Consider the following 18,430-nt stretch of genomic DNA (forward strand, 5'->3'; position numbering starts at 1 on the left):
GGCCGGCCCGGCTCCGGTGGTCCGCCTATTCCAGGCTGAGTCCAGAGGCTTCCCGTGCCAGCTTGGTGATCTGCTCCCAATCGTTGTTTTCCACGGCTGTCTTTGAAGTGAGCCAGCTGCCGCCGACGCAGGAGACGTTCGGCAAGGCGAGGTATCCGGGTGCTGAGTCGAGGCTGATGCCGCCTGTTGGGCAGAACTGCACCTGCGGGATGGGCGCCCCGACGGCGGCGAGGTAGTCGGGGCCACCGGCGGGTCCAGCAGGGAAGAACTTCATGGCCGTCAAGCCGCGCTCGAGGACGCCCATCACTTCACCTATTGTGGCAACGCCGGGCAAGAACGGCACTCCCGTGGTCAAGAGGTGGTCCAGCAGGGTTTTGGTGATGCCCGGGCTGACCAGGAACTGGGCTCCGGCGTGGATGGCGGCGTCAGCCTGCGCCGGGGTCAGGACGGTACCGGCACCAACCAAAATGTCAGGCACCTCGTCTGCAATACGTTTGAGCGACATGAGGGCGCTCTCTGTCCGGAGGGTGAGTTCGATGATGCGGACACCGCCGTCTGCCAGCGCCCGGGCAATGGGAACAGCGTGCCGTGGGTCATCGATGGTCACTACCGGGATGACGGGTGAAACGTGCAGGATGCTGGCGGCATCAGCCATGGTTGATCTCATTTCCCAGGCCGTCCAGCCCGTGGGTGTCGATAATGCGGTACCAGTGGATGAGGAGGTCGGCGAACCCCTGGTGTGTCGCGAGTCCGCCGTCGAAGACGCTGCGGCAGCCAAGCAGCGCGGGGACCACAGTTGCCGCTGTGCGCTTGGCTGGCAGTGCTGCGTGGAGCTCCGAAGCGAGCGGGTCGTTGAGTTCCGCGGTCGGGGTGGAGGCCACGTGGTGCATCCAGGCAGCTACGGCAAGGGCGGCCCAGCGGGGCTCGCGCCCGGCGTTCAAGCTGCCGCGGACCGTGGTTAACAGCCTCGGTCCGATCTTTTGGGAACCATCGCTTCCCACCTTGGCCGTGGTGTGGCCTAGCGCGGGATTCGCGAAACGGGTGAGTACTTGCGCGCAGTACGCTGCGCCGTCCAGTCCGGCTGGAAGCGTGATCGTGGGCAGGGCGTCCTCAGCCATCATGCGGCTGCAGGCGGTGCGGAAGGCCTGCTCCCCCACGGCGTCGCTGATGGTGGTCTTTCCTGTTGCCAGCCCCAGGTAGGCCAGCATGGAATGGCTGGCGTTGAGCAGGCGCAGCTTGGCGTCTTCCCAGGCGGCAACGTCGGAGCTGAAAAGCGCGCCGGCGTCCTCCCAGCGCGGGCGGCGGGAAGCGAAGTTGTCCTCGATCACCCACTGCAGGAAGGGTTCGGCCACCACGGCGGCCTCGTCCCGGAGGCCCAGTTCGCGTTCGACGGCATCCAGGTCACCGGCCGTGGTGGCCGGCACCATCCGGTCCACCATGGTGTTGGGGAACGTGACATTCTCTTCCAGCCAGGACAGCAGCGGCTCCGCCTCGACTGCCGGGAGCGCGGCGGCGAAGGCATGCACGAGGGTCCGGGTGAGCTCCCCGTTGCCGGGCAGGTTGTCGCACGAGACCACGGTGAGGGGTCCGGCGTCGGTGCGGGCGCGCTGCTGGAGCCCGCGGGCGATCTGTCCGATGGCCGTCTGCGGAGGCTGTCCCGCGAGGTCGGCCCTGACCTGGTCGTCTCCGGTGTTGAGGGTTCCCGTGTGGGGATCGATCCGGTAGCCCTTCTCGGTGATGGTGAGCGTGACAACCGACGTCGCAGGGTTGGCGATCCGGTCCACCACGGTTCCGGGGTTATCCCGCCCGGAGATGGCCTCCACGATGCTGGACACCACGCGCAGCGGCGCGGCACCGTCCCCCCGCTCGGTCACGGTGAAGAGCCCGTCCTGCGGCGTCAGTTGGAGTGCCACAGTGTCGGAGCGCTGGGTGACTCCGGTGATCCCCCACCCGAAATCGCCGGAGGCCAGCATCGCGTTTTCGGTGAACACGGCCGTGTGGGCGCGGGCGAAGGCGCCCAGGCCAAGATGGACGATCCCGGGCTGCAGTTTGTCCCGCTGCAAGAGGGCCTGCTGGCTTCCACCGGCAGCCAGCGACGCAGAGCTTAGGCGTGTGATGACAGCTCTCCTTCGGCCCGCAGGGCGTGAGCGCTTGTCTGTTCAAAGGTGGGGATCAGGCCGGTCCCGCCCTTGCCGCCAACCACAAGCGATGCGGCCGCGGCCCCGTATCGGGCGGCCGCAGCAAGGCTGTCGCCCAGCACTATCCGGGCGGTCAGCGTGCCCACGAAGGCATCGCCGGCACCCGTCTGGTCCACGACCGACGGCGCCGGAATCGCATCAACCCAGGAGCACTGGTGGTCAACGGTCAGCAGTTTGCCGTCCAGCTGGATTCCATCCGCGCCGCAGGTCACGGCCACGTTCGCGGCGCCCAGGCTGCGGAGCTTCGCCGCCGCCTCCTTTGGTGTGGTGCAGTCCAACAAGGCGGATGTTTCGCCCGGAAAGGAGGGGGTGATCAGGAAGGTCCGCGGCGCCAGCTCGGCGAGCAGGGCAGCCGCTTCCTCCACCGAGGTGAGCCGGGGCCGGAAGTTGGGGTCGAAGACGAAGCGGCGGGACAGCGCGGATGCCTTGAGGACGGCGGCCCGCGACGTGGCCGAGATCGCGCAGGCAATTCCGCCGGCGATCACCGCCTTCGCCGTGGAAAAGACCGCGGGGTTGACGTCCTCCGGGGATAACGTGGAGCCGACGCTGTCCTTGCGGGCGTAGGAGAACTCGCGCTGGCCTTTCGGGTCGGAGTGCACCAGGTAAACGCCCTGCTGGCCGGTCCTGAACTTGAGCAGCTCATCCGAAATGCCGAGTTCGCGGATCCTGGCGGCGATCGCCTGGCCGAGGTCGTCGTCGGTCAGCACTGCCAGCAGCCCCGTGCGGGCTCCGGCCGCGGCTGCGGCAGCTGCGACGTTCAGCGCGTCACCGGAGATGCCCAGCTGCGCCGGCACGCCGTGGCCGAATGCGACGTCGGTTGCCACCTCTACGAGGATCTCCCCCATCACCACTACGTCGAAGGGCCGGTTCTGCTGCGTGGAAACGTTCGATTCGTATGTTGAGGCGCTCACCAGTCGTGCACCGACCCGTCGAGCCGGCGGTTGATGGGCAGGTACTTCGGTTCGAACGGGAAGGCCGTGGCCGCTTCCTCATTGAACTCGACGCCGATGCCGGGGGCGTCGCCGGGGTGCATGTAGCCGTCAGTGAAGGTGTAGGACGTCTTGAAGACCTCACCGGCCGGATCCCGGTGGCCCATGTACTCCTGGACGCCGAAGTTCGGAATGCTCATGTCCACATGCAGGGCCGCGGCGAAGGAAACCGGGGAGAGATCCCCGGCGCCGTGCGAGCCGGACCGGACCCCGTACAGGTCCGCGAGCGAGAAGATGCGGCGCAGGTGCGTGATGCCGCCCGCGTGCGAAACGGACGTGCGGATATAGTCGATCAGGCGTTCGGTGATCAGCTGCTGGCAGTCCCAAATCGAGTTGAACACCTCGCCCACGGCGATGGGCGTGGTGGTGTGCTGGCGGATTAGGCGGAATGCAGACTGGTCCTCGGCAGGCGTCGGATCCTCGATCCAGAATGGACGGTATTGCTCCAGTGAGGCGCCCAGGCGGCCGGCCTCGATCGGCGTCAGCCGGTGGTGCACGTCGTGCAGGACGTGCACTCCGTAGCCGAACTGCTCGCGCACGTGCGCCATCATCTTGGGCGCGAAGTCCAGGTATGAGGTGGTCTCCCACATGTCTTCCTGCGGGACGTTGCCGCTGGCCGGCTCGTAGGTCTTGCCGTCCACGGGCGCGATCCCGTAGGTCTTTTCCAGTCCCGGCACGGCAGCCTGCGCCCGGATGGCCTTGTAACCGAGGTCCAGGTGGTGCTGGAAGTCGGCGCTGAGGTCCTCCAGTGTGGAGCCGCTGGCGTGCCCGTAGACCATGACGCCCTCGCGGGCTGCCCCACCCAGGAGTTCGTAGACCGGCATGCCGGCCACCTTGCCCTTGATGTCCCAGAGCGCGACGTCGATCGCGGCGATCGCGGTCATGGTCACCGGCCCGCGGCGCCAGTAGGCGCCCTTGTAGAAGTACTGCCAGGCGTCCTCGATGCGGCGGGCGTCGCGGCCGATCAGCAGCGGGCACAAGTGCTCCGACAGGTAGGACGCCACGGCCAGTTCGCGGCCGTTCAGTGTGGCGTCGCCGACGCCGGTAATGCCGTCTTCGGTTTCAATAACGAGCGTGACGTAATTCCGTCCTGGCGACGAAACCACTACTCGTGCGTCGGTGATCTTCACTGGCTGGTCCTTCGGATGTCGAATGCCTTGAGTTGGTGCGGGGCTTGGTGGATTGGGGGGCCTCAGCCGAGGCGGAGCATGACCTTGCTGCTGCCGGAGGCGGGGTCAGCGGAGACGCGCATGGCTTCCTCCGCCTGGTCGATGCCGAACTTGTGGGTGATGACCGGGGAGACGTCCAGGCGGTCGGCCATGGCGCGGAGGGCGTCGCCGATCTCGTCCACGAACCGGTAGGAACCGATCCAGGTGATCTCGCGGGTCACCAGGTCGCCGAGGGCGGCCGGGGCCGGGGTACCGGGAAGGTTGCCGACCTGGACCAGGGTTCCACCGCGGGCGGTGGCCCGGAGCACGCCTCCGAGTACTGCCGGGATTCCGGTGGCTTCGAAGACCAGTTCCATGTCTTCGGGAAGGCTGACGCCGCCGGAGACATTCAGGATTTCATCTGCTCCCATGGCCTTGGCGATCCGCAGCGATGCGTCGTTGATGTCCACGGCAATTACTGTCCTCGCGCCGGCGTACTTGGCCGCCGCGACCACCAGCGAGCCGATCGGCCCGGCGCCGTTGACCAGGACGTCTCTGCCGGTGAGGGTTCCTGCCCGGCTGACGGCGTGCATGGCGACGGCGAGCGGTTCGGCGAGCGCGCCGCGCAGGGTGTCCACGCCGTCGGGCAGCGGGCGGATCTGCGAAGCCTTGGCGAGCTTCCGCTCGCTGAAGCCGCCGTCGGTGTGCGGGTCAAAGGCCGCCGAACCGAAGTACCTGATGCGCGGGTAGAGGTTGGTGCGGCCCGCCAGGCGCTCCGGCATGGTTCCGTCTCCCACAAGTTCCGCGGGGTGCACGGTGACCGGCTGGCCGACCTCGAGGTTGTGGACACCGGCGCCCAGCTGGGCGATCCGGCCGGCCACTTCATGGCCGAGGACGAGCGGCGACTTCAGGACCGCGGTCCCGGAGGCGCCGTGGCGCCAGTAGGAGAGGTCCGAGCCGCAGATCCCGCCCCATTCGACGTCGATGACTACCTCGCCGGCTCCGGCGACGGGTTCGGGACGGTCATCGATGCGGAGATCGTTTGCTCCGTGGACGACGACGGCTTTCATACGGCATCTTCCAGACGGACCAGGTCCCGGCCGCGGACCTCGGGTCCCACGGCGGCCGAGATCAGGGTGATCAGGGAGTAGCCAATGAGCATCGCGGCGAGCGGCCACCACTGTCCGGTGATTGCGGTGAGGGTGGCGGCCAGCAGCGGGCCGATGGCGGTGGCCAGGATGCCACCGATTTCCTTGGCCAGCGCGAGCTGGGTGAAGCGGGTGCGTGCTCCGAAGAACTCGGCCATGGTGACGCTCTCCATGGCGAAGAGGCTCAGGACGCCGAGGTTCAGCCCGATGACCAAGGCGATGGTGATGAGCGCGGTATTGCCGCTGGTGACCATGAGCATCATCGGGATGGCGAACAGTGCGGTGAGGGAGCTCAGCACCAGGTACAGGGGCTTGCGGCCGAACCGGTCCCCCAGCACGCCCATGACGGGGATGGTGAGGAATCCGAGCAGGGAGCCGTACACGATGGCGGTGGTGCCCACGCTCTTGTCCACCAGCAGGACCGTGGCGAGGTAGCCGATCAGGAAGGTTTGGATCAGCCCTGAGTTGCCGGCCTGGCCGAACCGCAGTCCCAGAGCGATCAGGAAGGCCTTGCCCTTGCGCTGGTGCATGGCAGCTTCGATGGTGCTGGTGTTTGCGAGCTCATCTGCCGCGGCGATTTCACTCTTGGACAGTGCCACGCCGTCCACCACGTCAGCCCGCTGTTCGAAGACCGGGCTTTCCTTGAGGGAGCGGCGGATCCAGACGGCGAAGAGCATCAGCACGAAGCTGAACAGGAACGGAATGCGCCAGCCCCAGCTCAGCAACTGCTCCTCGGAAAGTGTGCTCACCAGGACCGCCCAGAGCGCGGAAGCGGCGAGCGTGCCGGAGTTCGTGCCGAGGCATACGAGGGAGGAGATGAGGCCTCGCCGGCGGGCCGGAGCGAACTCGGCCAGCATCACGGTGGCACCGGCGATCTCGGCGCCAGCGCCGAAGCCCTGCGCCAACCGCAGCACAACCAGCAGAATGGGAGCCCAAATGCCGATCATCGCGTACGTGGGCAAAAATCCGATGAGGGTTGTTGAGGCACCCATGAGGGCGATGGTGATGAAGAGGACCTTCTTGCGGCCGATCCTGTCGCCCATGCGGCCGAAGTAGACGGCGCCGGCAAGACGGGCAACGTATCCCACACCGTAGGTGGCCATGGCGGCAATGAGGCCCACGACCGGGCTGACATCGGGGAAGAAGATCTTGTTGAAGACGATGGCTGCTGCCAGGGAGTACAGCTGGAAGTCCATGAATTCCATGGCAGTTCCCAGCCACCCGGAAACAGCAACTTTAGCCAGTTCCTTGGTGGGTTTGGTCTCCGGCAAGGTGGTGGGCGGCGCAATGCTCTCGGTCATCTGATGCTCCTTTGCAGGCGATGAAAAACGAAGGGGAGAGTCGAACGGAAGAAGGCCGGCGTTCTCTCAATGTGACCGGCGGCACCTCGCTAACTACTACCATACAAGCACTACCATTCTAGTGTGTCAAGGGAATAGACTGAGGGCATGGCATCCGACAAACACAGCAAGGGACAGTCGCCGCGGCTGTCCGTGCGTGACCAGACCTTGGAGACGCTTCGACGGCGCATCATCTCCCTGCAGCTGCCTCCGGGTGAACCGCTCTCGGAGAACGAGCTCGCGCAGGAACTGGGGGTCAGCCGCACGCCGGTGCGGGAAAGCCTGATCCTGCTCAGGGAAGAGGGGCTGGTCCAGGTCTACCCGCAGATCGGTTCCTTCGTCTCGCTCGTGGACCTCGGGCGGGTCTCAGAAGCGCAGTTTGTCCGCGAGGCCATCGAGTGCGCCTCGCTGCGCGACCTCTCGGTCGATGAGGCAGGCATCGCGGGACTTCGTGCGATCCTTCAGGGCCAAACGGAGGCTGAAGCCGCCGGTGACGTGGAGGAGTTCTTCCGCCTGGACGAGGAGTTCCATCGAGAGCTTCTCCGGCTTGCAGGGCACGAATCCGCTTGGGCCGCGGTCAACTCCGCCAAAGCGCACCTCGATCGCGCACGACGCCTGAGCCTGCTGGAGACGAGGCCCATTGCGACGCTGATCCAGCAGCACGCCGTCGTAGTGGACGCCCTGGAAGCCAACAACCTGACGGACGCCGACAGCTCATTGCGCCTGCACCTGCGAGGCGTTTTTGAGGATGTTCAACGCATCCAACAGGCAACTCCGCAACTATTTTCCGACGGAGCCACTCGTCGGCCGACTCGGCGCAGCGTGGCTCGCCTGGCCTGACCGGCATCCCGACGGGCTCTGCCGGGAGCGGAATCGCCATCATTCACTGCTGGATGACCCTCGCGCGGCGGCTTGGACCTGCTTGACGGGTTTTGTGGCGGGCATGCCGATGACGGCGATGACGGTGAGGACGGCGGCGATCATGACGGCGAGGAACACGGCGGAGGCGGCCGCCACGATTGTCCGGGGATTCGTGTCGCCGTGCGGGGTGCCGGCATAGACGGCGTTCGCTATTGCGCCGAAAACGGCGACGCCGATGGAGCTGCCGATGGATCGGGCGAAAAGATTGGTGCCGGTGACCACGCCGCGCTCGTTCCATTCGACGCTCGTCTGGGCGGCGATGAGGGTGGGGGTCGCGACCAGCCCGAGTCCGAGCCCGACGATGAAGCAGCTGACTGCGACCAGCGCAACGTTGGGGACGGAGGCGGTGAGGGCCAGGACTCCCGTGCCGATGACGGTGACAGTGATGCCGATCAGGGCAGTGTTCCGGAACCCGATGCGCAGATACAGGCGCCCCGACTGGGACGCACTGATCGGCCAGCCGATGGTCAGCGCCGCCAGGGCGAGCCCGGCCACGATCGGGGAGGTCGAGAGGGCTCCCACGAGGAACGTGGGAACGTACGAAGTGATGCCCAGCATGACCGCACCCACGCCGAAAGCGACCATCGCCGTCGTCGCCAGCAGCCGCCGGGACACTACCCACGAAGGCAGGACCGGCTCCGCCGCCCTCCGTTCGACGAGGATAAACGCGACGAGCAAGAGGGCACCGCCGGCGAACACTGCGTCGCTGATGGCGGAGTCCCAGGCCCACGCCTGGCCGCCCTCGAGGGCCCCGAGAATAAGCAGCGTGAGCGAGACCGTGAGCAGCCCCGAGCCCAGATAGTCGACCCGGTGCTTCACGGGCTCGATGTTCTCGTGGAACTGCCGGACCAGCATCCACCCGGCTACCAGGCACAGCGGGATGTTCACGAGGAAAATGCCGCGCCAGATGCCGAGCGTGGCAAACACTCCGCCGAGCGTCGGGCCCACCACCGAGGAGATGGCCCACACGCTCGCCAGGTAGCCCTGCACCTTTGCCCGCTCGGCCAGGGTGTAGATATCGCCGGCGATGGTGATGGCCATCGGCTGGACCGCGCCGGCGCCCAGGCCCTGCACCACGCGGAAGGCGATGAGGACCGGCATGCTCCAGGCGACTCCGCACAGGATCGAGCCGAGCAGGAACAGGCCGATTCCGATCAGCATGATCGGCTTGCGGCCGATGGTGTCGGAGAGTTTCGCGTAGACAGGGACGGACACGGCCTGCGCCAGCAGGTAGGCGGAGAACAGCCAGGGGAACGACGTGAACCCGCCAATGTCATGCACGATCGCGGGCACGGCTGTCGCCACCACGGTCGCGTCGATCGCCACCAGGCCCGTGGAGAGCATCAGGGCAATGAGGACGGGTCCGCGTTTGGAGCGGAACCCGACTCCCTCGGCAGGCGTCGTCGTCACGTGCATCACTCCCGGTGCGGTCGTCTATTGAGCATTGTCTACTGAGCCCAGTCGGCGTCGTCGTAGGGGCGTCCGCGGAAGTGAGCGCGGAGGTACTCCCCCACCACGGCCGCGCCCAGGTCCCCGGCCTCGGGCGCCACCACCCGGCCGTCGATGCGGCGGGCCATCCGCTGGACGAACCGTTCCAGGGACGGGTCGTCGCCGAGCCGGAAGAACGTGGCCTGCGTGCCTGCCCGGGCAAGGCGGTCCAGCTCGGCGACGGTGACGCGGATGGTCTCCGGGTCCGGCGGCCAGCAGAACCACGACTCGCCGTCGGCCAGCAGGTGCGCGGTGGGTTCGCCGTCGGTCACCACGAGGAGGACGGGCTGCATCGACGGGTGCTGGCGGAAGAACCGGCCGGCCAGCAGCAACCCGTGATGCAGGTTGGTTCCCTGCTCCCGCAGGGCCGGCAGGGCCGTGAGCTCGCCAATATCCATGGTCTGCGCGTAGCGGCCGAACGTGATCAGCTGCAGCCGGTCCCCGCGGAACCGAGTTGTGACGAGGTGGTGCAAGGCGAGGGCGGTGCGTTTCATCGGCACCCAGCGTCCCTCGGCGGCCATCGAGAAGGACACGTCCGCGAGCAGGACGACGGCGGCCTGCGTGCGCGCCTCCGTCTCCGTCACCTCGATGTCGCCCACGGCGAGGCGCAGCCCACGGCCCGGATCACCGCCGTCGGCAATCGTGCGGCGGATCGCGTTGGTCATGGTTCGGGTGACGTCCCACGGTTCGGCGTCCCCGAACTCCCACTGGCGGCTGGAGCCGGTCTGCTCCCCGGCGGCCCCGGCAACGCGCGTGTCCCGGCGCCCCTGCCGGCCGGAGAGTTGCTTGGCGGTGTCCCGCAACAGCGACCTGCCGAGCCGCCGCATGGCCTGCGGGGACAGCCGCAGATCGCCGTCGGCGCCGCGCTGGAGGTAGCCGCCGTCCTGCATGGCCCGCTCGATCTCCGCGAGGGTGCGGCCCGACACGGCGGCATTTTGTCCGAGCTGGCGGGCGAGGGCGTCCAGATCCAGGTCATCAAGACGTGACCCGCTGTAGGCCTGAGAGAGCTGTTCGGCCAGCTCGTCCAGTTCGGCGATGTCCTGGAGCACGCCGGTGCCGTCGCCGAGCCCGAGTCCCTCCTCGCCCTCGAAGCGTTCGGAGCCGGTCCAGTCCTCGCCGGGGCGCAAAGCCTGCAGGTTGGAATCGAGTTGGCCCAGCTGTGCCATAAGCTCCGGCGAGCCGAACGCCTGGGCGGAGAGCCGCATCAGCTCCTCGCGCTGCTCGGCGGACATGGACTGCAGGAGCCGCTGGGCGGCGGCCGCGCGCTGGGCGAGCGCGTCCACCAGCTCCTCGACCGACTGCGGGTTCTCCGGGAAGAACTGGCCGTGCTTGGCCATGAATTCCTGGAAGTCCGCGTCGGTGTCCTCGCCGCGGCGGTGTTTGCCGAGGAGCTCGTTGAGGTCTTGCAGCATTTCGCTGACGGCGGCGCGGTCCTCATCGGTGGCGCCCTCGAGTGCCTCCTTCATTCCGGCGAACCGCTGGTCCAGGATTTCGCGGCCGAGCAGGTCCTTGATCCGCTCGTAGGCCTCCCGGGCGGTGCTGGACTGCCAGTCATAGGAGGCGAGTTCGTTGACCGCTGCGGCCGTGGAGCGCGGCAGGTTCTGCAGCTGCATCTCCCGGAAGGCGCGGTCCGTGTTGTCCATCATGGCGTCGCGGGCGAGTTGCTTGCGCTCCTCCAGCACGGCGGTCTCGAGCAGCTTCTGGACTTCGCTGAGAGTGCCGTCCAGGTTGTGCCGGCCCAGCAGCTCACTGCGCCGCTGCTGGACGCGGCCGGCGAGGTCGTCGAGCCCTTCCCGGTTCCGGCCGCCGCGCCGCAGGAACTCCTGGAGGGCGTGCCGGGGCGAGTAGCCGGCCATGACGTCCTCGGCGACGGCGTCCAGCGCCTCCGCCAGGTCCACCGGCGGGGCGAGCGGATCCGGTCCTCCCGTGTACCGGCCGTACCTGGACCGGTTATGAGCCTTCATAAGGCCTCCTTAGCCCTAGAGCTACCTAGCCGTAGATCGTCTCTTCGTCGTCGGACTCCTTGGAGATCCGGCGGGCGAGGTAGAGACCTTCCAGTGCAAGTTCGACGGCGGCGGCGCGCTGCCCGTCGTTTGTCGCACCCAGGCGCTCACAGATGTCGTCGTAGAGGCTGGATCCGTTGAGGGACGGGAGGTTTTGGAGGAACTCCCGCGCCGTGACCAGCTCCCCGGTGGTCACCGTGGCGTGGCCGTCGAGCGCAGCCACCAGCGGACCCATGTCGAGGCCGTGGAAGTGCGCCCGCACGGCTTCCGCGGTGGCCATGCGCAGGAGATGGTCCAGGATTTCCTGTTCACGCCCTTCCTCACCGGATTCGAACTCGATCTTCCCGCCGAGGACGTCCACGGCGGCGTCCAGGTCAATGATCCGGGCGACGGCCTCGTCCTCTCCGCGCACGCTGGCCCGGCGCAAGGCCGCCGCGGCAACAGTTTCGGCACCCGCGATGGCGAACCGCGCGGACACCCCGGAGGTCTGGTTGATCGCCGGAGACTGCCGCAGCGCCCGCGTGTAGCGGGCCAGGATCTCGAGGATGACGGGCGGTACGCCGGCCACCAGCTGCCCCTCCTGCCGGATGACGGCGACCTCGTCGTCGAGCTCTATCGGGTAGTGGGTGCGGATCTCGGCACCGAAGCGGTCCCGCAGCGGTGTGATGATCCGGCCGCGGTTCGTGTAGTCCTCCGGGTTGGCAGACGCGACCACCAGGACGTCGAGCGGCAGCCGCAGCACGTAGCCGCGGATCTGGATATCGCGTTCCTCCATCACGTTGAGCATGGAGACCTGGATCCGCTCGGCGAGGTCGGGCAGCTCGTTGATGGCGATGATGCCGCGGTTGGAGCGCGGGACCAGTCCGTAGTGGATGGTTTCCGGGTCCCCGAGACGGCGGCCTTCGGCCACGCGCATCGGGTCGACGTCGCCGATCAGGTCGGCGACGGAGGTGTCCGGCGTCGCGAGCTTTTCGACGTACCGTTCCGAGCGGTGCCGCCACGCCACCCGCAGCCGGTCCCCCTCGGTGAGGGCGAGGGCGCGGGAGTGCTCGGTGATGGGCTCGTAGGGGTGTTCGTTGAGTTCCGATTCCTCGATCACGGGCGACCACTCGTCCAGCAGCCCGGCCAGGGTGCGCAGGAGCCGGGTCTTGCCCTGTCCCCGTTCGCCGAGCAGCACGACGTCGTGACCGGCGAGCAGAGCCCGCTCGAGCTGGGGCAGGACGGTTCGGCTGAACCCGTACATCCCGGGCCAGGGGTCGCGGCCGGCGGCGAGCGCGGCGAGCAGGTTGTCGCGGATTTCGCGGCGCAGGTCCTTGTGCACGTGGCCGGAGGCACGCAGTTCACCAACAGTGAAGATATCGGGGCGATCACTCACTCCTCTACGGTAGTCCCCGACTGTGCGGGGAATCGAGGGATTCTTTCAGATTCCTGCGCACTGGGGCTGCAGCGCGTCTTAGGCTGGTTGCTGATGACTCCAGCAACATCGCCGGCACCGCAGGCACCCGCGACCTCACCCGAGCGGCAGGGCACGCTCCTGCTTCTGGTGCGCCACGGGGAGACGCCGACCACGGGCATGGTGCTGCCGGGACGGGCCCCGGGGCTGCATCTTTCCGACCGGGGCCGGGCCCAGGCTGAACGGATCGCGGAACGGCTTGCGGGCTTGTCCGTTGATGCCCTCTACTCCTCGCCGCTGGAGCGAGCCTGTGAGACGGCGGAGCCGACGGCGGCCCGCACGGGACTGGAAGTGAACCACGACGACGGCCTGCTGGAGTGCGATTTCGGCGAGTGGACCGGCGCTGCGATCGCCGATCTGGCGGCGTTGCCGGAGTGGCAGACCGTCCAACACAGCCCGTCCGCCTTCCGCTTCCCGAACGGCGAGAGCTTCACGGAAATGCAGGCGAGGATCGTCGGAGCGCTGGAGGCACTGCGGGCAGCCCACACCGGGGGCGTCCTCGTATGCTTCTCCCACGCCGATCCGATCAAGGCTGCCGTCGCCCACGCCCTGGGCACGCATCTGGACCTGTTCCAGCGCATTGTCATCAGCCCGGGCTCGGTGTCGGCCATCTCGTTTGTGGAAGGCCAGGCACCCGCCGTGCTCATGGTGAATTCGACGTCGGAGCCTCTCAGCGGGCTAAGGGCGCCGTGAGTGGGTACGTACGGTGGGACAGACGGTGAAACGGGGCAGCCGGTGTCCGACCGGGAGCTGACCCTGCTCGCCGAGGGCAGCGTCGAACTGCTCGGACGCATCCCGCGCAGCAGCAACGAGACGTTCCTTGTCCAGGTCTCCTGCGCGGACGACGCCGCGTATGCGGTCTACAAGCCGGAGGCCGGGGAAAGGCCGCTGTCCGATTTCGAGCCCGGGCTCTACCGGCGGGAACGCGCCGCCTATCTGCTCAGCGAGTCCCTGAAGTGGGGACTCGTGCCGATCACCGTGATTCGCGAGGAAGCGCCCTTGGGGATCGGATCGCTGCAATGGTTCATCGAGTGCGACTTCCAGGAGCATTACTTCACTCTGTACGCTGACGCACCCGAGACCCATCGCGATCTGGCGCAGATCGCCCTGTTCGACTACGTCGCCAACAACACCGACCGCAAAAGCGGGCACGTGCTGCGCGGCGACGATGGACGGGTGTGGGGCATCGACCACGGGCTGTGCTTCTCGGCGTCTTTCAAGCTGCGCACCGTGATCTGGGATTTCGCGGGTGATCCCATCCCCGATGCCCTACTCGAGGACATCGCTCCGCTCGCAGAGGCCGCGCCTGCCGAGGTGGCCGAGCTCCTCGACGACGACGAGGTCACCGCCCTGCAGCACCGCGTGCAGCGCTTGCTGCGCGCACGGGTGCTGCCGGTTGACCGCACCGGCATGCGCTACCCGTGGCCGCTCGTGTAGGAGCCCGCTCGTTCGGGTGTCCGCTTGCTTTGGTGCGGCCCCCACTGGCTGCCTTCCCGTCTCGCAGGACCCGCAAAGACCCGGGTCTTCGGATGTCTCACAGATCTTGCGCGTTGACTCGTTGGCCGTCCAGTAGGAATTTGGCGTCGGCCCACCCCGACTGCGGTGGTTGAAGCAGCCCGCCGCTGGCAGGAGAACCCCCGCACTGGCACCAATGCGAAGCTCACCGACGTGACACTCATTGCCTACGGGATTCATACGGCGGTGTCGATGAGGCTTCCGCTGCAGTTCCATGTTGGATTCGGTGACCGCGACTGGACCTCCACAAAGCCAATCCCCTGTACCTCTTGGACTTTCTCCGGTCCCCCCGATGTCCGGGACACACCAATCATGCTGCTTCACTGCTATCCGTTCGAGCGCGAAGCCGGCTATTTGGCCCACGCCTTTGAAAACGTCTACATCGATGTGGGCCTTGCCGTGAACTTCACCGGGTCGCGGAGCCGTGATCTGGTGGCCCGCTCATTCGAACTGGCTCCCTTCACGAAGATTCTTTACTCCTCCGACGCATTCGGCCCGGCCGAACTTCACTACCTCGGAGCGAGACTGTGGCGCAACGCCATCACCAAGGTAGTCGGCGGATGGATCGACGACGACGACTGTTCCGAGGCGGATGCCCGCAGGATCGTGCACCTCGTCGCACGCGACAACGCCCGCCGTGTGTACGCGCTCCCCTGAGCGCCGGCCCGAGATCCCGAGCAAACAAAACGGACATCATGTTGAACCCCGGCCCAGCAAAATCGAACCAGTCTGAATTCGACGGACTCTGATGCCGTCGTCTTGACCTTCTATGGAGCCCAGTCGGCGTCGTCCGCTGGCGTTTTGTCAGTTTCCATAGGACAGTGCCTGCCACAGGATCACTGCCAACAGGGCACCGGCCGCGAGAATGACAGCCCAGGTTTCCCTGCGCAACTGCCGATCAGCGCGCTTCCGGGGCTTCGAGAGCCTCACCGGCTGTCCGACGGGCAAGGCGTTCCACGACACTGGGCGCCAGCGTGGCACATTTGTCGGTTTCATGGCCTACCGCAAGATGACGGTGCGGTTGCCGAGCAGCAGGATCCTGCCTTCACAATGCCAGCGGACGGCGTTGCGGAGGGCCGCGCATTCGGCATCCCGGCCCACCGCCACCAGGTCATCAGCGGTGTATGTGTGGTCCACATCGATGACCTGCTGGGAAATGATCGGGCCCTCGTCGAGTTCGGCGTTGACGTAGTGAGCCGTGGCGCCCACGGTCTTGACGCCGCGGTCGTAGGCCTGGTGGTACGGTTTTGCGCCTTTGAAGCTGGGCAGGAACGAGTGGTGGATGTTGATGGTCCGTCCCGCCAGCTGAGCCGAGAGCTCATCGCTCAGGACCTGCATGTAACGGGCCAGGACCACGAGTTCCACGTCGAAGGCGTCCACCAGCTCCATTAGCCGGGCCTCCGCCTCGGGCTTGGTGTCCTTGGTGACTGGCAGGTGGAAGAACGGGATGCCGTGCCACTGGACCAGGCCCTCCTGGTCGCGGTGGTTGGACACCACCGCCACGATTTCCACCGGGATGTCGCCGGTGCGTGCCCGGAAGAGTAGATCGTTGAGGCAGTGGCCCATTTTGGACACCATCACCAGGACACGGCGTTTGCGGCCGTGCGGTTCCAGCTGCCAATTCATCTCCCACTTTTCGGCCACAGGCGTGAAGTCGCGGCGCAGGTCCTCGGTGCTGAAGGAATCCTGCCCTGAGGAGGAGTCGGAGGAGGAACCCGAGGAAAAGTGGACGCGCATAAAGAAGTGCCGTTGCCCCTTGTCCCCGTACTGCTTGATGTCCAGGATGTCGGAGCCGTGGTCGAGCAAGAATCCCGAGACCGCGTGGACGATGCCCGGCGACTCCGCACAGTCGACGGTCAGGACATGCTCTGCCGTGGCACCGGTTTCCACAGCTGCAGGCTCGGAGCTGTTTGGGGTCTCTGCGGTCATTTCTTCACCTTCTCAAACTCTCGCGCAACAGCTGATGCCTCTTCCTGCGCGAGCTCAGCCTGGAACCGTGCATAGCGGGCCAGGTGCGCGGGGCGCCGGCGCAGCACGAACCACGCGGCGCCGAGCAGGATGAACCAGACCGGCGTGACCAGGAGTGCCAGAAGTGTGTCCGGCTGCGTGGTCAACGCCCAGAGGACGAAGGCGAAGAACGCGAAGACCACGCAGACCATGGGGATTCCGCCGGGCATCTGGAACTTGGACGCGTCATGCAGGTGCGGGCGGCGACGGCGGAAGGCCAGGTAACTGGCCAGGATGATGGACCACACGAACACGAAGCAGACGGCCGACACGGTGGTCACCATGTCGAAGGCCTTGCCGATGTCCTGTCCGGCGTACATCAGCACCACGCCGGAGAGCAGGAGAACGCAGGACAGGAACAGCGCGTTCTGCGGGACCTTACGCCGGGACAGGCTGCTGAACACTGACGGCGCGTCGCCCTCCTGGGCCAGCCCGTAGACCATGCGCGACGTGGAGTAAATGCCGGAGTTGGCCGAGGACATGGCCGAGCTGAGCACCACGAGGTTCACGATCGTTGCCGCGGCTCCGAGCCCTGCCAGGGAGAACATGGCGATGAACGGGCTGTGGCCAGCCTGGAACTGGGTCCAGGGAGTGACAGACATCAGGATGATCAGTGCGCCCACGTAGAAGAGCAGCACGCGGATGGGGATGGAGTTGATGGCCTTCGGCAGGCTCTTCTCCGGATCCTTGGCCTCCGCGGCGGTGGTGCCCACCAGCTCAATGCCCACAAAGGCGAACACTGCGATCTGGAAGCCGGCCACAAAACCCATGAACTCGTTCGGGAAGAAACCGCCGTGGCTCCACAGATTCGTGAAGCTGGCAGGGCCGGCGTCGGACTGGAACCCGCTGAAGATCATGAACAGGCCCACCACGATCAGCGCCACGATAGCGACGATCTTGATCAGCGCGAACCAGAACTCCGTCTCGCCGAACGCCTTCACCGTGGTGAGGTTCAGGAGCAGGAGGATGGCCACGGTGGCCAGGCCCGGGATCCACAGCGGCAGCCCCGGCCAGAGTTCCTTGGAGTAGCCGGCAATGGCGATGACATCCGCAATTCCCGTGATCACCCAGCAGAACCAGTACGTCCATCCGGTGAAGAAGCCGGCCCAGGGCCCGAGGAGGTCCGCTGCGAAGTCGCTGAAGGATTTGTAGTTCAGGTTGCTCAGCAGGAGCTCCCCCATGGCCCGCATCACGAAGAAGAGCATGAAGCCGATGATCATGTAGACGAAGATGACGGAGGGTCCGGCCGCGGAGATGGTTTTGCCCGAGCCCATGAACAGGCCGGTGCCGATGGCGCCGCCAATGGCGATCAGCTGGATGTGCCGGTTGCTGAGCTGCCGCTCAAGATGCGGTTCCTGGTGGGAAGTTACGGTTTCAGTTGTCACGTGCTGCTCCTCGAATCAATGCTGTCTGGAGTGCTGCTGGGGTGGGCGCCTGACCCGGTCCGCCGGGAACCGAGTCAAGGCTGTTGAAGCTGTAGAGATGGATGCCCGCGAGGTTGCCGGGCTGGCTTTCCAGCCCGGACACCAGGCTTTGCGGCGAGTAGAGGTCGCCGCTCAGGAGTTTGCGGGCCAGCGGGCCCTTCCGGCTCAGGAACTTAAGGGAACTTCCGACGCCGATCTGCGTCGCCAGGGAGACCAGCTTGGTCCGGGGCACGGACCCTGCCACCCCAGCCCAGACGGGCAGCTCAACGCCTTCGCGGCGCAGGAGCGCCGCATAATCAAGGATTTTCTCCGGAGCGAAGCACATCTGGGTCACAACGTGCGAGGCCAGGTGCTGCTTTGCCAGGAGCGCGTCCAGCAAGTCCACGGGCCCGGCGGAGGGGTGGCCCTCCGGGTAGCCCGCAATGCCTGCCCGCATCAACCCGCCTGAGTACTGCGCGATGTCCTCCAGCAGAGGAAGGGCGGACTCGTACGGGCCGGCCGGCTGCTTCCGGTCCCCGCCGATGACAAACACCTCGCGGATGCCGGCAGCATCACAGTCGCGGAGGATTCGGGTCAGCTCGGCCCGGTCACGCAGGCTCCGCGCGGCGAGGTGCGGAATGACGGTGTAGCCCAGCACGCCAAGCTGCACGGCAGTACGCATGGTCCGCTCGATGCCGTGATGGGGCAGGCAGGTAACCGTGAGCGTGGTGGTCACCGGCACCAGATCCGTGACCTGCTCAACGATTCCCTCGGAAGGGATGATTTCTATTCTGATGGGGAACATCATTGGTCCTCT

At 66.6% G+C, this 18,430-nt stretch carries 16 protein-coding genes; 4 read left to right on the forward strand and 12 right to left on the reverse strand.

What is annotated here, in order from left to right; translation table 11 throughout:
• Positions 1 to 25 precede the first annotated feature (25 nt).
• The 6 genes from eda to AC1DZQ_RS01305 all read right to left on the reverse strand — a co-directional run bounded on the left by eda (position 26) and on the right by AC1DZQ_RS01305 (position 6,784).
• Entirely contained in the window at positions 26 to 655 is a 630-nt protein-coding gene (eda, locus tag AC1DZQ_RS01280) for a bifunctional 4-hydroxy-2-oxoglutarate aldolase/2-dehydro-3-deoxy-phosphogluconate aldolase (protein WP_476961770.1), read from the reverse strand.
• Positions 648 to 2,063 (reverse strand): mannitol dehydrogenase family protein, encoded by a 1,416-nt coding sequence (locus AC1DZQ_RS01285; RefSeq protein ID WP_476961771.1) that lies wholly within the window; start codon positions 2,061 to 2,063, stop codon positions 648 to 650. Before AC1DZQ_RS01285 ends, eda begins: the two co-directional genes overlap by 8 nt.
• Before the next feature lie 41 nt (positions 2,064 to 2,104).
• Positions 2,105 to 3,043: a PfkB family carbohydrate kinase gene (locus AC1DZQ_RS01290; protein WP_476962027.1), complete on the reverse strand. Its 939-nt coding sequence runs from the start codon at positions 3,041 to 3,043 to the stop codon at positions 2,105 to 2,107.
• A gap of 62 nt (positions 3,044 to 3,105) precedes the next feature.
• Complete coding sequence (manD, locus tag AC1DZQ_RS01295) at positions 3,106 to 4,317, reverse strand: D-mannonate dehydratase ManD (RefSeq protein ID WP_476961772.1); 1,212 nt, start codon at positions 4,315 to 4,317, stop codon at positions 3,106 to 3,108.
• 62 nt (positions 4,318 to 4,379) lie between these two features.
• Entirely contained in the window at positions 4,380 to 5,405 is a 1,026-nt protein-coding gene (locus AC1DZQ_RS01300) for an L-idonate 5-dehydrogenase (RefSeq protein WP_476961773.1), read from the reverse strand.
• Entirely contained in the window at positions 5,402 to 6,784 is a 1,383-nt protein-coding gene (locus AC1DZQ_RS01305; protein ID WP_476961774.1) for an MFS transporter, read from the reverse strand. The genes AC1DZQ_RS01300 and AC1DZQ_RS01305 overlap by 4 nt, the downstream gene beginning before the upstream one ends.
• Before the next feature lie 147 nt (positions 6,785 to 6,931).
• Between AC1DZQ_RS01305 and AC1DZQ_RS01310 the strand changes: the two genes are divergently transcribed.
• A complete protein-coding gene (locus AC1DZQ_RS01310; RefSeq protein ID WP_476961775.1) occupies positions 6,932 to 7,663 on the forward strand; it encodes a GntR family transcriptional regulator in 732 nt (243 codons plus the stop codon).
• Between the two features lie 39 nt (positions 7,664 to 7,702).
• Here the strand turns inward: AC1DZQ_RS01310 and AC1DZQ_RS01315 are convergent, their stop codons facing one another.
• From AC1DZQ_RS01315 to AC1DZQ_RS01325, 3 genes are read right to left on the reverse strand one after another with little or no spacing between them, the layout of a single operon-like run.
• Positions 7,703 to 9,160 carry an MFS transporter gene (locus tag AC1DZQ_RS01315; RefSeq protein ID WP_476961776.1) on the reverse strand — a complete coding sequence of 486 codons (1,458 nt, stop codon included), beginning with the start codon at positions 9,158 to 9,160 and terminating at the stop codon, positions 7,703 to 7,705.
• Between the two features lie 32 nt (positions 9,161 to 9,192).
• Complete coding sequence (locus tag AC1DZQ_RS01320) at positions 9,193 to 11,196, reverse strand: vWA domain-containing protein (RefSeq protein ID WP_476961777.1); 2,004 nt, start codon at positions 11,194 to 11,196, stop codon at positions 9,193 to 9,195.
• 25 nt (positions 11,197 to 11,221) lie between these two features.
• Positions 11,222 to 12,610, reverse strand: a complete 1,389-nt coding sequence (locus AC1DZQ_RS01325; protein ID WP_476961778.1) for a sigma 54-interacting transcriptional regulator — start codon at positions 12,608 to 12,610, stop codon at positions 11,222 to 11,224.
• A gap of 93 nt (positions 12,611 to 12,703) precedes the next feature.
• On the opposite strand from AC1DZQ_RS01325, the gene AC1DZQ_RS01330 reads away from it, so the two are divergent.
• The 3 genes from AC1DZQ_RS01330 (at position 12,704) to AC1DZQ_RS01340 (ending at position 14,860) form a co-directional block, all read left to right on the forward strand.
• Positions 12,704 to 13,381, forward strand: coding sequence for an MSMEG_4193 family putative phosphomutase (locus tag AC1DZQ_RS01330; protein WP_476961779.1), 678 nt, complete (start codon positions 12,704 to 12,706; stop codon positions 13,379 to 13,381).
• A gap of 42 nt (positions 13,382 to 13,423) precedes the next feature.
• Positions 13,424 to 14,125 carry an SCO1664 family protein gene (locus AC1DZQ_RS01335; RefSeq protein ID WP_476962028.1) on the forward strand — a complete coding sequence of 234 codons (702 nt, stop codon included), beginning with the start codon at positions 13,424 to 13,426 and terminating at the stop codon, positions 14,123 to 14,125.
• Positions 14,126 to 14,395: 270 nt separating this feature from the next.
• Positions 14,396 to 14,860 carry an amidohydrolase family protein gene (locus AC1DZQ_RS01340; RefSeq protein WP_476962029.1) on the forward strand — a complete coding sequence of 155 codons (465 nt, stop codon included), beginning with the start codon at positions 14,396 to 14,398 and terminating at the stop codon, positions 14,858 to 14,860.
• 342 nt (positions 14,861 to 15,202) lie between these two features.
• On the opposite strand, the gene purU is transcribed toward AC1DZQ_RS01340, so the two are convergent.
• Genes purU through AC1DZQ_RS01355 form a run of 3 tightly spaced genes read right to left on the reverse strand, consistent with a single transcriptional unit; the run spans position 15,203 to position 18,421 of the window.
• Positions 15,203 to 16,132, reverse strand: a complete 930-nt coding sequence (gene purU, locus AC1DZQ_RS01345; protein ID WP_476938665.1) for a formyltetrahydrofolate deformylase — start codon at positions 16,130 to 16,132, stop codon at positions 15,203 to 15,205.
• The gene (cycA, locus tag AC1DZQ_RS01350) at positions 16,129 to 17,595 is read right to left on the reverse strand and encodes a D-serine/D-alanine/glycine transporter (protein WP_476961780.1); all 1,467 of its coding nucleotides are present in this window, start codon (positions 17,593 to 17,595) and stop codon (positions 16,129 to 16,131) included. Before cycA ends, purU begins: the two co-directional genes overlap by 4 nt.
• Positions 17,585 to 18,421, reverse strand: a complete 837-nt coding sequence (locus tag AC1DZQ_RS01355) for a methylenetetrahydrofolate reductase (RefSeq protein WP_476961781.1) — start codon at positions 18,419 to 18,421, stop codon at positions 17,585 to 17,587. Before AC1DZQ_RS01355 ends, cycA begins: the two co-directional genes overlap by 11 nt.
• Between the last annotated feature and the right edge of the window lie 9 nt (positions 18,422 to 18,430).

It is taken from the genome of Arthrobacter sp. P1_C12_2 (genome assembly GCF_056406415.1).

Excerpts from the sequence above, each read along its gene's own strand:
- eda (WP_476961770.1), bottom strand. The coding sequence starts at position 655 with ATGGCTGATGCCGCCAGCATCCTGCACGTTTCACCCGTCATCCCGGTA.
- AC1DZQ_RS01290 (WP_476962027.1), bottom strand. The coding sequence starts at position 3,043 with ATGGGGGAGATCCTCGTAGAGGTGGCAACCGACGTCGCATTCGGCCAC.
- AC1DZQ_RS01300 (WP_476961773.1), bottom strand. The coding sequence starts at position 5,405 with ATGAAAGCCGTCGTCGTCCACGGAGCAAACGATCTCCGCATCGATGAC.
- AC1DZQ_RS01305 (WP_476961774.1), bottom strand. The coding sequence starts at position 6,784 with ATGACCGAGAGCATTGCGCCGCCCACCACCTTGCCGGAGACCAAACCC.
- AC1DZQ_RS01310 (WP_476961775.1), top strand. The coding sequence starts at position 6,932 with ATGGCATCCGACAAACACAGCAAGGGACAGTCGCCGCGGCTGTCCGTG.
- AC1DZQ_RS01315 (WP_476961776.1), bottom strand. The coding sequence starts at position 9,160 with ATGCACGTGACGACGACGCCTGCCGAGGGAGTCGGGTTCCGCTCCAAA.
- AC1DZQ_RS01320 (WP_476961777.1), bottom strand. The coding sequence starts at position 11,196 with ATGAAGGCTCATAACCGGTCCAGGTACGGCCGGTACACGGGAGGACCG.
- AC1DZQ_RS01330 (WP_476961779.1), top strand. The coding sequence starts at position 12,704 with ATGACTCCAGCAACATCGCCGGCACCGCAGGCACCCGCGACCTCACCC.
- AC1DZQ_RS01340 (WP_476962029.1), top strand. The coding sequence starts at position 14,396 with ATGAGGCTTCCGCTGCAGTTCCATGTTGGATTCGGTGACCGCGACTGG.
- purU (WP_476938665.1), bottom strand. The coding sequence starts at position 16,132 with ATGACCGCAGAGACCCCAAACAGCTCCGAGCCTGCAGCTGTGGAAACC.
- AC1DZQ_RS01355 (WP_476961781.1), bottom strand. The coding sequence starts at position 18,421 with ATGATGTTCCCCATCAGAATAGAAATCATCCCTTCCGAGGGAATCGTT.